Source organism: Kitasatospora sp. GP82 (assembly GCF_029892105.1).
GTDB lineage: Bacteria > Actinomycetota > Actinomycetes > Streptomycetales > Streptomycetaceae > Kitasatospora.
This window is the reverse complement of record NZ_JARZAJ010000035.1, coordinates 51888-64353: the sequence shown is the minus strand read 5'-3', so window position 1 is coordinate 64353 and position 12466 is coordinate 51888. Positions and strand designations below refer to the sequence as shown.

Annotated in this window: 15 protein-coding genes and 1 riboswitch; of the genes, 8 read left to right on the top strand and 7 right to left on the bottom strand. The window is 70.0% G+C overall.

Annotated features, from left to right (window positions below):
* On the top strand, positions 1 to 207 hold a 207-nt coding region (locus tag P3T39_RS28330; protein ID WP_280701931.1), incomplete at its 5' end, for a vitamin B12 dependent-methionine synthase activation domain-containing protein.
* Positions 208 to 581: 374 nt separating this feature from the next.
* On the opposite strand, the gene P3T39_RS28325 is transcribed toward P3T39_RS28330, so the two are convergent.
* Positions 582 to 1367 carry a LysR substrate-binding domain-containing protein gene (locus P3T39_RS28325; RefSeq protein ID WP_280701929.1) on the bottom strand — a complete coding sequence of 262 codons (786 nt, stop codon included), beginning with the start codon at positions 1365 to 1367 and terminating at the stop codon, positions 582 to 584.
* Between the two features lie 58 nt (positions 1368 to 1425).
* On the opposite strand from P3T39_RS28325, the gene P3T39_RS28320 reads away from it, so the two are divergent.
* Entirely contained in the window at positions 1426 to 1830 is a 405-nt protein-coding gene (locus P3T39_RS28320) for a DUF5997 family protein (protein ID WP_280701928.1), read from the top strand.
* A 142-nt stretch (positions 1831 to 1972) separates the two neighbouring features.
* On the opposite strand, the gene P3T39_RS28315 is transcribed toward P3T39_RS28320, so the two are convergent.
* Both P3T39_RS28315 and P3T39_RS28310 read right to left on the bottom strand, forming a co-directional pair.
* Positions 1973 to 2224: a DUF397 domain-containing protein gene (locus tag P3T39_RS28315; RefSeq protein ID WP_280701926.1), complete on the bottom strand. Its 252-nt coding sequence runs from the start codon at positions 2222 to 2224 to the stop codon at positions 1973 to 1975.
* A complete protein-coding gene (locus P3T39_RS28310; protein ID WP_280701924.1) occupies positions 2221 to 3009 on the bottom strand; it encodes a helix-turn-helix transcriptional regulator in 789 nt (262 codons plus the stop codon). Before P3T39_RS28310 ends, P3T39_RS28315 begins: the two co-directional genes overlap by 4 nt.
* Positions 3010 to 3216: 207 nt before the next feature.
* Between P3T39_RS28310 and P3T39_RS28305 the strand changes: the two genes are divergently transcribed.
* The 4 genes from P3T39_RS28305 to P3T39_RS28290 are packed head-to-tail and all read left to right on the top strand — an operon-like array spanning position 3217 to position 4677.
* Positions 3217 to 3678: an ATP-binding protein gene (locus P3T39_RS28305; RefSeq protein ID WP_280701922.1), complete on the top strand. Its 462-nt coding sequence runs from the start codon at positions 3217 to 3219 to the stop codon at positions 3676 to 3678.
* Positions 3675 to 4001, top strand: coding sequence for a hypothetical protein (locus P3T39_RS28300; protein WP_280701921.1), 327 nt, complete (start codon positions 3675 to 3677; stop codon positions 3999 to 4001). The genes P3T39_RS28305 and P3T39_RS28300 overlap by 4 nt, the downstream gene beginning before the upstream one ends.
* 5 nt (positions 4002 to 4006) lie before the next feature.
* On the top strand, positions 4007 to 4282 hold the full coding sequence (locus tag P3T39_RS28295; protein ID WP_280701919.1) for a hypothetical protein: 276 nt from the start codon (positions 4007 to 4009) through the stop codon (positions 4280 to 4282).
* The gene (locus tag P3T39_RS28290; RefSeq protein ID WP_280701917.1) at positions 4282 to 4677 is read left to right on the top strand and encodes a hypothetical protein; all 396 of its coding nucleotides are present in this window, start codon (positions 4282 to 4284) and stop codon (positions 4675 to 4677) included. Before P3T39_RS28295 ends, P3T39_RS28290 begins: the two co-directional genes overlap by 1 nt.
* 287 nt (positions 4678 to 4964) lie before the next feature.
* Here the strand turns inward: P3T39_RS28290 and P3T39_RS28285 are convergent, their stop codons facing one another.
* The 4 genes from P3T39_RS28285 to gcvT all read right to left on the bottom strand — a co-directional run bounded on the left by P3T39_RS28285 (position 4965) and on the right by gcvT (position 9491).
* Positions 4965 to 6332, bottom strand: a complete 1368-nt coding sequence (locus P3T39_RS28285; protein WP_280701915.1) for an L-serine ammonia-lyase — start codon at positions 6330 to 6332, stop codon at positions 4965 to 4967.
* Positions 6333 to 6507: 175 nt separating this feature from the next.
* Entirely contained in the window at positions 6508 to 7776 is a 1269-nt protein-coding gene (glyA, locus tag P3T39_RS28280) for a serine hydroxymethyltransferase (RefSeq protein ID WP_280701913.1), read from the bottom strand.
* A gap of 124 nt (positions 7777 to 7900) precedes the next feature.
* Positions 7901 to 8275 (bottom strand): glycine cleavage system protein GcvH, encoded by a 375-nt coding sequence (gcvH, locus tag P3T39_RS28275; protein WP_280701912.1) that lies wholly within the window; start codon positions 8273 to 8275, stop codon positions 7901 to 7903.
* Positions 8276 to 8372: 97 nt separating this feature from the next.
* Positions 8373 to 9491, bottom strand: coding sequence for a glycine cleavage system aminomethyltransferase GcvT (gcvT, locus tag P3T39_RS28270; protein ID WP_280701911.1), 1119 nt, complete (start codon positions 9489 to 9491; stop codon positions 8373 to 8375).
* Positions 9492 to 9641: 150 nt separating this feature from the next.
* Positions 9642 to 9744: riboswitch (glycine riboswitch) on the bottom strand.
* Positions 9745 to 10077: 333 nt separating this feature from the next.
* Here gcvT and P3T39_RS28265 point away from each other — a divergent pair.
* Both P3T39_RS28265 and P3T39_RS28260 read left to right on the top strand, forming a co-directional pair.
* Positions 10078 to 10866: an enhanced serine sensitivity protein SseB C-terminal domain-containing protein gene (locus P3T39_RS28265; protein WP_280701910.1), complete on the top strand. Its 789-nt coding sequence runs from the start codon at positions 10078 to 10080 to the stop codon at positions 10864 to 10866.
* A 385-nt stretch (positions 10867 to 11251) separates the two neighbouring features.
* On the top strand, positions 11252 to 12121 hold the full coding sequence (locus tag P3T39_RS28260; RefSeq protein ID WP_280701908.1) for an enhanced serine sensitivity protein SseB C-terminal domain-containing protein: 870 nt from the start codon (positions 11252 to 11254) through the stop codon (positions 12119 to 12121).
* Positions 12122 to 12466 lie beyond the last annotated feature (345 nt).

Below are 12466 nucleotides of genomic sequence, written 5' to 3'. Positions count from 1 at the left end.
ATGTTCGCCCTGAAGTACCGGGGCGCCCGCTTCTCCCTCGGCTACGGCGCCTGCCCCGAACTGGAGGACCGCGCCAAGATCGCCGAACTCCTGAAACCCGAACGGATCGGAGTCGTGCTCTCCGAGGAGTTCCAGCTCCACCCGGAACAGTCCACCGACGCCATAGTGATTCACCACCCCGAAGCCACATACTTCAACGCCCGCTGAATCCAACTGTCTTTCAGCAGACCGAAGATGACCGTGGCGTACAGCGCGCCGGGGGTCGCGAGTCCCGGACCGTGGGATCAGGTGCGACCGCTCGCTCGCTTGCGGATTGCCGCCCGGACCTGCTCGACGCGGGCGTGGATGTCGGTGCTGGCCGGGGTTCTCGGCTCGCGGGTCGGGGGTCGCCCCGGCAGGTGCGGCACAGGCCGCCGGGCAGCGACTCGGCGCGCCCCGGCACGCGGCAGTTGGTGCACTCCGTGATCCGCCGGGGCCGGGCCGTGTCCGGCCGGTTCGCTCTGGGAGCGCCGGCTCAAGGGGCGCCGCCCGAAGCAGGCATACCCGGACCGCCCCACGAACGCCGTCGTCGCCCTCTGCTTCTACCCCCGGCGGCGAGGTTTGCCGTGCTTGCTGCCCTTGGGGCCGCCGGAACCGCTCCTCGGGCCCTTGCCGGTCGGCTTGCCGGCCGATTTCCCGGCTGCGGGCTTGCGCTGTGCGCCGCCGGTAGCGGGATGCTTGCGCTTCGGCTGCGCCGGGGCCTGGGTCTGGGCCGGGGGGCTGTTCCGCGAGCTGTTGACGGTCCGCCCACGGACGATCCCGATGAACTGCTCCACCAGTTCGGTGGTTTCGTCCTGCGGCCACGACAGCGCGACCCGGGACTCGGGGGCGTCCGAGAGCGGCCGATACGTGAGGTCCCTGCGGTGGTGCAGGCGGGCGAGCGACTGCGGGACGACGAGTACTCCCACCCCCGCCGCCACCAGTTCGATGGCGTCCGCCGTCGTGGCGGGGCGTTCGATCGCGGGCCGTCCCGGCAGACGCTCCCAGACGAGGGTGTCGTCGAGGGGATGCAGCACGATCTCGTCGGCGAGATCCTCGGTGGACACCTCGTCGGCCGCCGCCACGACGTGGTCCTTCGGGACCACGACCACCGTCGTCTCGGTGTAGAGCGGGATCGCGCTGAGGTCCGTGCGGTCGACCGGCAACCGCACGAAACCCGCGTCGGCGCTGTCGCCCCGGAGCACGTCGAATGCTTCGGCGGCGGACACCGCGACGAGGGTCAGTGGGACTTCGGGCAGCCGCTCGTTCCAGATCCGCACCCACTTCGAGGGCGTCACCCCCGGGACATAAGCGAGCCGGAACGAAGGGGATTCTTCCGAGCTTGTCACTCCGCCAGGTTACCGGTCGTGGTCGGAGGTAGTGCACACGCTCGATACTCTTGACACCATGACGTCGCACAAGACCCCCCAGACGATGAAGCCCGCAACCGCGGCGAAGAAGCTGGGTGTGTACCTCGAAGCCACCCCCGCCGAGTTCCAGGAGGGTGTCGTCTCGCGCACCGAGCTGAACGAGCTCCAGGCCGATCCGCCCGAGTGGCTGCAGGAACTGCGGCGCAACGGCCCGCACCCCCGCCCCGTGGTCGCGGCGAAGCTGGGTGTCTCCATCGCCGGTCTCGCGCGGGGCGGAGTCACCGAGGCCCTCACCACGGAGCAGATCGAGGCACTGAAGAACGACCAGCCCGAGTGGCTTCAGCGGGAACGCGCCACCCAGGCCGACGTCCGCAAGGAAGCGGTGCGCATCAAGGAGAAGAACGCGGAGCGAGCCGAGCAGCCCCGTCGGCCGCGTTCCTGACCTCTGCCCCGACGGTGCCGGGCGGAGGAGGACAGCGAGACGATCCGTATCGGAGCGAGACGCAGGGCAGCAGGAGCGCTTGGCTCCTGTGTGCGGTTTCCTGTCGGTCTGCCCGGTGCGGGTCGGCGAGCCGGCCGCAGAGCTACGCGACGGGCTGCGCGGCGGCGTACGCGACGAACTCCGCCCAGGCGGCGGGCGTGAACGCCAGCTGCGGGCCGCTCCTGTCCTTCGAGTCCCGGACGTGGACGGTGTCAGCGCAGGCGGCCACCTCGACGCATGCGCCGCCCTCGCTGTCGCTGTAGCTCGACTTGCGCCAGGAGACGGCGACTTCGACGCAGTCGCCGCCTTGGTCGTTGCTGTAGCTGGACTTGAACCACTTGAGCGAGGTGCTCACAGTTCCTCCGCCACCTTCCTGATAAACCGTGCCGAGTCCTCAGCGCCAAGGGCTTGCATCCGGATCATGCCATGGCGTTGGGTGAGGGCACTCACCTTGGCGGGATCGGAGTACAGCACCCCCGTCTCCTGTCCCTCCACATATGCGAATTGCTCGTGAGCGGCTGTCTCAAGCAGGACCAACGAGCCGCTGAGTCCGGGGTAGGCATTGCAGCCGGTCGGTAGTACCTGGATGGCGACATTGCGTAGTTCGCCTGTCTCCAGAAGATGGTGCAGTTGACGTTTCATCGCTTCGGCGCCGCCCACCATGCTTCGTAGAGCGGCTTCATAGATCACGAAGCCAAACAGTGCGGTCCGCCTAGCCCTCAGCTTGTCTTGCCGTTGCAAACGGCCTGCCACGCGCTCTGCCACAGTCTCGTCATCCAGTGGCGGGCAGCTGTTGCTGATCAGTGTTCGCGCATACTCCTCGGTCTGTAGCAGCCCTGGGATGAGCAACGCCGCGTACGAGTGAAGAGCGATTGCCTCGCTCTCGATATTTGCGAAGTCCTGGGAGTAGGACGGAAACCTTTCCGGCTTCAGATAGTCCGTCGCCGCGACCAGCAGGCCGTGTGCGTTGCACAACTCGTCGGCGACCTCAAGCAGCCGCAGCGTTGGCTTTCGCCGCCCCTGCTCCATCGACCTGATGGTCTCGTACTCGTAGTTGGCGGCCTTGCCCAACTCCTCGCGGGTCACGCCCGACCGCTCGCGCCAGAGCTTGATCTGGTTGCCGCAGTACCGCCACGCCATCGGTGGCGGCTGGGAAGGCGCGCTCGTCACCCTGCACCCCCGTCCTCTCTCGGTACGGCACGTGTACAGCCACGTTATGTACCGACGTCGTCACTGGCGAGGCTAAGCCCAGGCCAGCACGGTAGGAGAGGCAATCGACGGAATCCACCACTTCCGGATGACGTCTGACGGCCCGTCCAGTATCAGCCTTGAGCACCAAGGACCTCGATGACCGCGCGCCCCTCCCCTCCCCGGGTACTCATTCCCGCGCCAACTCCCGTTCAGCCAGCGGAGATTGAGTGGCGTCTGCCGCGCCACAGCCGCAGCGTCGGCCGTGCCCGAAACCTGCTGCGGAGCCAGGCCGGTTCGTGGGACCTCCCGGACGAGCTGGTCGAGACGGCCGTTCTGCTGCTCAGCGAGCTGATGACCAACGCCTGCCGCCATGCCCGCGTCCCACCCGGCCGCCAGATCGTCACCCGCTCCGTCCTGAGCGGCGGAACTCTCCGTGTCGAGGTCTCGGACGCGAGCAGCGGCCTGCCCACGCCGTGCCATGCGTCACCCGACGACGAGTCGGGCCGGGGCCTCGCCCTCGTCGCCGCCCTCGCGGACGCGTGGGGCGCTCATCCCCGTGTCTGCGGCATCGGCAAGACCGTCTGGTTCGAACTCGGGCTCCCGGCGGCCGGCCGGTGATCCGGCCACCGGCCAGGGTCCGGCGGACGGCTCGGGCGCTGGAGTGGCTGACGGGCTACCGGTCCTCGATCACCCGGGCGCCGCGCCAGGGATTCCGGATCACGGTCCGGGTGCCGCCGGACCTGGACGAGGCGCTCACGGAGGCGGTGCTCACGGTCCTCGGCCAGGGGCTGAGGTACGGCCACAGCTACACCGCGACGAGGGAGATCGTGTGGACCGAGGTGTCGCACCGGCCCGTCGCAGTCGACTTCCGTCGCCAGGCCGGGCGCGTCCACGGCGGTTCTGCCCGCAGGGGCCGTGGCCGGCGCCGAACGGTATGGTGAGTGGTATGGCAACCAAGAAGTACACCGTGACCTTGCCTGAGGAACTGGCGGAGGAGATCCGCGCCGAGGTGGGGGCCGGTGGATTCAGCCGGTATGTCGCGCAGGCCATAGAGCGCCAGCGCGAGCGGGACCACCTGCATGAGTTCGTCGGCTGGTGGGAGGGCGAGCACGGGGAGGTCACCGACGCCGAGCTGGCGCATGCCGAGGCCGAGCGCCTGGAACTCCAGCGGCAACACGCGGAGCACAAAGCTCGCTCCGTGCCGAATCGCAAGGCGAGTTGATGTCCGAGCTCGTCTACCTGCTCGACAGCGAGGGCCTGTCCCAAGCCGTCCTCGGCAACCGTGCGATGGGCGCCCGCCTCAAGGATGCGCACCGCTCCGGGGTCCGCGTCATGACGACCTCGATGACGCTCGTAGAGGCGTACCACAAGCGAGTCAACAAGGCCGCGTGGACGTGGACTCTCTCCAGGATCGTCGTGGAACCGGTCACCCGGGAGATCGCAGGCGAGGCGATCGAGCTGCTTGAGGTCGCGGGCCTTCACGGGCACAAGCACGCCATCGACGCTGCTCTCGCCGCCGTGGCGCTGCGTCAGCGCGGCGACGTCACGATCTTCACCTCCGACGAGGAGGACATGGGACTGCTCTGCGGCGACCGCGTTGTAGTCCGGGGGCTCTGAGGCCTGTGCCGACCACGTGCCGGTCCGTTCGGCGATCAGATACGCGGCCACGGACCGGCACAGTATGGACCAGGAGACCAGGCGGAGACAGGTCTGCTGGGCTACCTCGCTGCTCCAGCACGAGCCCTGAAATCCCTGGTCAGCGTTTTGCGGACCAGGGATTCGGCTGGGACTTTTCAGGGACTTCCGGGGCCGTCCGAGGGACTTTTCAGGGACTTTCTGCTGTGCAAGCAGGAAAGGCCCTGACAGCTCCGGAGGGCAGAAAACCGCAGGTCAGCGCCGGTCTTCTAGCACTCGATGACGTTGACCGCGAGGCCGCCGCGCGAGGTCTCCTTGTACTTGACCTTCATGTCGGCGCCGGTCTCCTTCATGGTCTTGATCGCCTTGTCGAGGGAGACGTGGTGGCGGCCGTCGCCGCGCAGTGCCATCCGGGCGGCGGTGACGGCCTTGACCGAGGCCATGCCGTTGCGCTCGATGCAGGGGATCTGCACCAGGCCGCCGACCGGGTCGCAGGTGAGGCCCAGGTTGTGCTCGATGCCGATCTCGGCGGCGTTCTCCACCTGTTCGGGGCTGCCACCCAGGACCTCGGCCAGGCCGCCGGCCGCCATCGAGCAGGCCGAGCCGACCTCGCCCTGGCAGCCGACCTCGGCGCCGGAGATCGAGGCGTTCTCCTTGAAGAGCATGCCGATCGCGCCGGCCGCCAGCAGGAAGCGGACGATGCCGTCCTCGTCGGCGCCGGGGATGAAGTTCTGGAAGTAGTGCAGGACGGCCGGGATGATGCCCGCCGCGCCGTTGGTGGGGGCGGTGACCACACGCTGGCCGCTGGCGTTCTCCTCGTTGACCGCCATCGCGTAGAGGGTGACCCACTCCATCGCGTTGGCCGGGCCTATGCCCTCCGCCCGCAGGGCTCGGGCGCCGGCGGCGGCGCGGCGGCGGACCTTGAGGCCGCCGGGCAGGATGCCCTCACGGGACATACCGGCCGCGACGCACTCCTGCATCACGTGCCAGATCTCCAGCAGCCCGGTCCGGATCTCGGCCTCGGTGCGCCAGGCCTTCTCGTTCTCCATCATCAGGCCGGAGATCGACAGGCCGGTCTCCCGGGTGAGCCGCAGCAGCTCCTCGCCGGTGCGGAACGGGTAGCGCAGCTGGGTGTCGTCCGGGACCACCCGGTCCGCGCCGATCGCGTCCTCGTCCACCACGAAGCCGCCGCCGACCGAGTAGTACGTCTTCTCCAGCACCGGGACGCCGTCCGAGGAGTACGCGGCCAGGGTCATGCCGTTGGCGTGGTACGGCAGGGAGCGGCGGCGGTGCAGGATCAGCTGGGTGTCGGGATCGAAGTCGATCTGGTGGTCGCCCAGCAGGAGCAGGCGCTTCTCGGTCTTTATCCGCTCGACGTCGAGGTCGGCCTGGTCGACGTCGACGGTGCGGGGCGAGTTGCCCTCCAGGCCCAGCAGGACGGCCTTGGGGGTGCCGTGGCCGTGGCCGGTGGCCCCGAGCGAGCCGAAGAGCTCGGCGCGGACGGAGGTGGTGGTGCTCAGCAGCCCCTCCGACTTCAGGCGGCGCGCGAACATCCGGGCCGCCCGCATCGGGCCGACGGTGTGCGAGCTGGACGGGCCGATGCCGATGGAGAAGAGGTCGAAGACGCTGATGGCCACGGGGGACGTCCTTGTCTGGATGTCGTGGAAGGGCTGGACTGCATGGGACGGGGCACCGCCTCACTATTCCAGTGTGCGCGGTGCCCCGGATTTCCCGGCAGCCGCTACGGGTACGCAGGGCTGCCGGGAGGAGAACTGCTGACAGCTTCGAAGCGACTACGGCTTCGAAGACCGCTTACAGCTCGGGGTAGAGCGGGTACTTCACGGCCAGCGCGGTGACGCGGGCCTTCAGCGCGGTGGCCTTGTCCTCGTCGAAGGCCGGCAGCAGCGCCTCGGCGATGATGTCGGCGACCTCGCGGAAGTCCTCGGCAGTGAAGCCGCGGGTGGCCAGGGCCGGGGTGCCGATGCGCAGGCCCGAGGTGACCATCGGCGGGCGAGGGTCGTTCGGGACGGCGTTGCGGTTGACCGTGATGCCGACCTCGTGCAGCCGGTCCTCGGCCTGCTGGCCGTCCAGCTGGCTGTTGCGCAGGTCCACCAGGACCAGGTGCACATCGGTGCCACCCGAGAGCACCGAGACACCGGCGTCCACCGTGTCCTGCTGGAGCAGGCGCTCCGCCAGGATCTTGGCTCCCTCCAGGGTACGGTGCTGGCGCTCCTTGAACTCCTCCGAGGCGGCGACCTTGAAGGCCACGGCCTTGGCGGCGATCACGTGCTCCAGCGGGCCGCCCTGCTGGCCGGGGAAGACCGCGGAGTTGATCTTCTTGGCCCACTCGGCCTTGCAGAGGATGACACCGCCGCGCGGGCCGCCCAGGGTCTTGTGGGTGGTGGTGGTGACCACGTCCGCGTACGGGACCGGGGACGGGTGCAGACCGGCGGCGACCAGGCCGGCGAAGTGCGCCATGTCGACCATCAGCAGCGCGCCGACCTCGTCCGCGATGCGGCGGAACTCGGGGAAGTCCAGCTGGCGCGGGTAGGCGGACCAGCCGGCGATGATCAGCTTCGGCTGGTGCTCCTTGGCGAGGCGCTCGACCTCGTCCATGTCGACCTGGCCCGACTTCTCGTCCACGTGGTACGGGACCACGTTGTAGAGCTTGCCGGAGAAGTTGATCTTCATGCCGTGGGTCAGGTGACCGCCGTGGGCCAGGTTCAGACCCAGGATGGTGTCGCCCGGCTGGATCAGCGCGAACATCGCGGCGGCGTTGGCCTGCGCGCCGGAGTGGGGCTGGACGTTGGCGTGCTCGGCGCCGAACAGCTCCTTGATCCGGTCGATGGCGATCTGCTCGACCACGTCGACGTGCTCGCAGCCGCCGTAGTAGCGGCGGCCGGGGTAGCCCTCGGCGTACTTGTTGGTCAGGACCGAGCCCTGGGCCTCCATGACCGCCACGGGGGCGAAGTTCTCGGAGGCGATCATTTCGAGGGTGGTCTGCTGGCGGTGCAGCTCGGCGTCGACCGCGGCGGCGATCTCGGGGTCGAGCGCGTGCAGGGACTGGTTCAGAACCGTCATGGAGGTGGGTCTTCCTGTGGGGCGGGGCAGGGGACCAGGAGGAGCGGGGCGGCCGCCGCGCTGCGGCCGCCCCCTTGCATCAGTGGATCGGGTGCCTCGGTGGATCGGGCGCCGATGAAGTGGATCAGGCGCCGATGAAGGCGTCGTAACCGGCGGCGTCGAGCAGCTCGACCGTGTCGGTGACGCGGAGCTTGTAGAGCCAGGCACCCGTGAAGGGCTCGCCGTTGACCAGCGCCGGGTCGTCGATGACGGCCTGGTTGATCTCCACGATCTCGCCGGAGGCCGGCGTGAACAGGTCGCTGACCGACTTGGTGGACTCCAGCTCGCCGACCGACTCACCCGCGGTGACGACGGTGCCGACCTCGGGCAGCTGGACGTACACGATGTCACCGAGGGCGGTGGCCGCGTGCTCGGTGATGCCGACCGTGGACACGCCGTCCTCGGCGGCGGTCAGCCACTCGTGCTCCTTGCTGTACTGCAGGTGCGTGGGGTTGCTCATGGCGTCATTCTCCAGGATCGCAAGAGGGTAGGGCGAAGCCGTCCGCTGAGCGGACCGGACAGGCGGGGGTTTCGAGACGGCGAGTCGAAGGCCGTGCTCAGCGGGCGCGCTTGTAGAAGGGCAGCGCGACGACCTCGACCGGCTCGTGCTTGCCGCGGACGTCCACGGCCACGGCGGTGCCGGGCGCGGAGTGCGCCGCGTCCACGTACGCGATGGCGATCGGCTTGCCCAGGGTGGGGGAGGGGGAGCCGGAGGTGATCCGCCCGATCACGGTGCCCTCGGTGTCGACCACGGAGTACTCCGCGCGCGGCACGCGCCGGCCCTCGGAGACCAGGCCGACCAGCTTGCGCGGCGCCTTGGACTCGGCCTCGGCGGCGGCCAGCTCCAGTGCCTTGCGGCCGACGAACTGCCCCTCGTTGGTGGTCTTGTCGAAGCGGACAACCCGGCCGAGACCGGCGTCGAAGGGGGTCAGCTCGGTGGAGAGCTCGTGCCCGTACAGCGGCATGCCAGCCTCCAGGCGCAGGGTGTCCCGGCAGGACAGGCCGCACGGGACCAGGCCCTTGCCGGCACCGGCCTCGCTCAGCGAGGTCCACAGGTGCTCGGCGTCGGCGGGGGCGCAGAAGACCTCGAAGCCGTCCTCGCCGGTGTAGCCGGTGCGGGCCAGCCAGACCTGACGGTCCGCCACGGTGGCGGGCAGCAGCGCGTAGTACTTGAGGCCGGGCAGGTCGGCGTCGGTGAGCGAGGCCAGGATGTCGTTCGCCTCCGGGCCCTGGACGGCGAGCAGCGCGTACGAGTCCCGGTCGTCGCGGACCTCGGCGTCGAAGCCGGCGGCGCGCTCGGTCAGCGCGTCCAGCACCACCTGGGCGTTGGAGGCGTTGGCGACCACCAGGTACTCGTTCTCGGCGGTGCGGTAGACGATCAGGTCGTCCAGGATGCCACCGTCCTCGCGGCAGATCATGGTGTAGCGGGCGCGCAGCACACCGAGCGCCGAGATGAAGCCGACCAGTGCGTGGTCGAGCAGCTCACCCGCCTGCGGTCCCGCGACGGTGATCTCGCCCATGTGCGAGAGGTCGAAGAGACCGGCCCGGGTGCGGACGGCGATGTGCTCCTCGCGCTCGCTGCCGTAGCGCAGCGGCATGTCCCAGCCGGCGAAGTCGGTCATGGTCGCACCGAGAGAACGGTGCAGGGCGTCGAGCGCGGTGTGACGAAGAGACATGGCGGCGGGACTCCTTGGCTGCTTACGGGCATGCGAGGGTGGAGTCTCCCCGTCTGTCGTCACAACCTGAGAGCTTCACCGCTAACCAAGGATGGCGGCTTGCACCGTGGGTGGGCGCACGGCACGGCCGTGTCCACTTTCCAGATATGCCTCGCCCGTGCGGTAGGGGTGCCTGAGAGATTCCGGGGAGGACTTGCTCCTTCGGCGCCGGCCCGTGCCTGTGGGGCACTCCGGACTCTCCCGCGCGGGTTCGAACGGCCAGTATGAAATTGGGCGCTGTGAAGCGGCTGCCGTGGTCGGCGCGCTCATCGTGACTCCTCCACCCCGTGGGCGGGGTGGCTTCTCACGTGGCTCCAAAGAGCCTCATGACGGCCAAGCCCTGACCGCTGCCCAAGAGCAGGGCCACAGCGTACTACGCCACTTCGGGGTTCAGAAGGCGGAGGATGTGTTTCCCCCGCTGCCTGAAGGCGGGGATTCCCACTCGCTCTTGCGCACTGGGACGCATCCCGACCCGACCGCCTCCCGCTACCCTTCTCGCAGCGATGGAGACCGGACATACCCGGTCAGGTTGGAGGGGCAGGGGCGGATGAGCTACCCGGCGGGCGAGACACAGGCATGGGCCGAGCCCGGTGCGGCCCCGACGGGTGGCGGCTGGCCCGCCAACGAGCTGGAGCAGGTGCTCGGCGCCGCGCTCGGCGACCCCGGCGCGACGGCACGGGTGGTCGAGGTGCTGGCGCGCAGCCAGGTGTGGATCCCGCTGCCGGCCGGCGCCGATCCGCAGGGCACCTCGCTCGACCTGCCGACCATCGAGCTGGCCGGTGCGCCGTACGTCCCGGTCTTCTCCTCCCAGGAGCTGTTCCTCCAGTACGCCCCCGGGATGCCCTTCGCCATCGCCCCGGTCTGGGAGTTCGCCCGCGGCCTGCCGCTGGGCGTCGGGATCGCGGTCAACCCCGAGGCGCCGGTGGGCATCCCGATCCCGCCCGAGGGCGTCGCCGAGCTGCGGCGCGGTCCGCAGGGCGAGCGCTGGCAGCAACAGCCGGACGGCGCCAAGGTGGCCCTGCGCGAGCCCCAGCCGCACGAGGAGCCGTACGCCTTCCTGGCCGCCGCTGCTGCGGAACTGGCCGCGCTGCCCGGCGTGTTGACGGCCCGTCGGGCACTGGCCTCGGTGGAGGGGCAGGCCCCGGCACTGTTCGTCGGCGTCCAGTTCCACCAGGGCTGGCCGACCGACCCGGCCCAGGCCAACGAAGCACTCGGCCGCGCGCTGGGAACCGCCCCGCTGCCCTTCGGCGTCCACCTGGTGCTGCTCGACCTGGTCGCCGACCCGGTGGTGGAGTGGCTGCTCACCCGAGTGCAGCCGTTCTACGCCCGGGGGTGACTGCTCCCGGCGTTCGGCCGGAAGCCCCCCTTGCAGCGGGCGGTGGTACGGCGGCCGTCGGGCTCGACCCATAGGCTGCTGCCCGGCAGCGGCGTACGGTCGGATGAGCGTGCGCCCGCCCGGCACAGGCGGCGGGCGACGGCGGTGAACGAGGACGGAGAGGGCTCGACGTGAGCGAGCGGGGCATCGGGGCATCCCCGGCCACCGGCCGGTGGAGAGCCGCGGCGGAGTCCGCCGTGCGCGCATCGGCCGTGCCCACTGCGCCGGTTCGTGCCCGTTCGATCCTGGACACGACGTCAATCGCGCCCCCGGACGGTGCATGGGCACCGCCTGCTGAGAGATCGGGACACGACCTAGCCGGGTACCCCCGGCCGGAGGCGGGCGAATGAACGCGGGAGCGACAGGCGGCGTACCGGGCTGGGGTCCACCTCCGGCCGCGCGCCCCGCAGGCGACCCCGGCGCCATCGAACGCGCCCTGCGCGAGGTCGCACCGGAGCGTTACGAGGCGTACGAGAACCTGCTGCGCGCCCTCGCCGAGGGCCAGGTCTGGATGCTGCTCTGGCACGGCACCCCGGGCAGCCCCGACGCCCAGTACGGGAACATGGACATCGACGGTCACGGCTACGCCCCCGCCGTCACCTCTCGCGAACAGCTCGCCGCCAGCGGCTGGGCCCGCGCCCACGAGGTGATCTCCGGCCAGGAGATCGCCCAGGCGCTCTACCGCACCCGCTGGGGCCTCTGGCTCGATCCGCACGTCCCGGGCGGCGGGGTCGGCGTCCCGTGGGCCGATCTGCGCCGGATCGCGGCCGGTCTCGACCGCCTTCCGGCCGGGCCGCTCCAGCTGGGCGAACCCCAGGTGCAGGCACCGCAGTTCTTCGCCGTACTGGAGCAGCAGGCCGCCGAGGTGCGCCCGTTGCGCTCGCTGCGCCGGGCCTGGGTGCGCCCGGCCCTCGGTGCGCCGTACCTGGCGATCGGGCTCGACCTGTACGACACCTCGCCGCCGGCCATCGAGGCGGCACGGGCGCTGGTGCAGCGGGCGGCGGTGCACGCGCCCGAGGGGCTCGCGGTCTCCACCGTGCTGATGGCGGACGAGTACGACCCGGTGGCGATGTGGCTGTGGGCCCGCACCCGCCCCTTCTTCGACCGGGAGTCCGGGCCGGGCGTGCCGCAGGGGGCGACCTTCCCCGGTTACGGCTACCCCGGCGCGCCGCAGCCGCATCCGCAGCAGCCCTGGCCCGGATACCCCGCGCGCTGAGCCCTCTCCGCGCCAATACTTGACATTGTGTCAGTTCGGCCACGTCCCACTGTTTCCCGGCCGATTTCGGAAAACCTTCGGCACGCATCTTGACAGGCATGTTTCGGGCATGTGAAGAGCGTTATGCGGTGACGATCCCGCATGCATGCCGACAGATCACAGTTGGGCATCCTTCGGTTGTCAGGGCTGGCGCAAGCCTGTCCGAATGACGGAGAGTCTGCGCAGTGCAGCTCGCGCCACCAGCCCCACAAGGGCGAATGCGCATGCCGCACCCATGATCCGCGCGATGTTCCTCCCGCGCGGATGTGCTCATCCGCACCACCTCGGGCACTGCTCACCCCATGT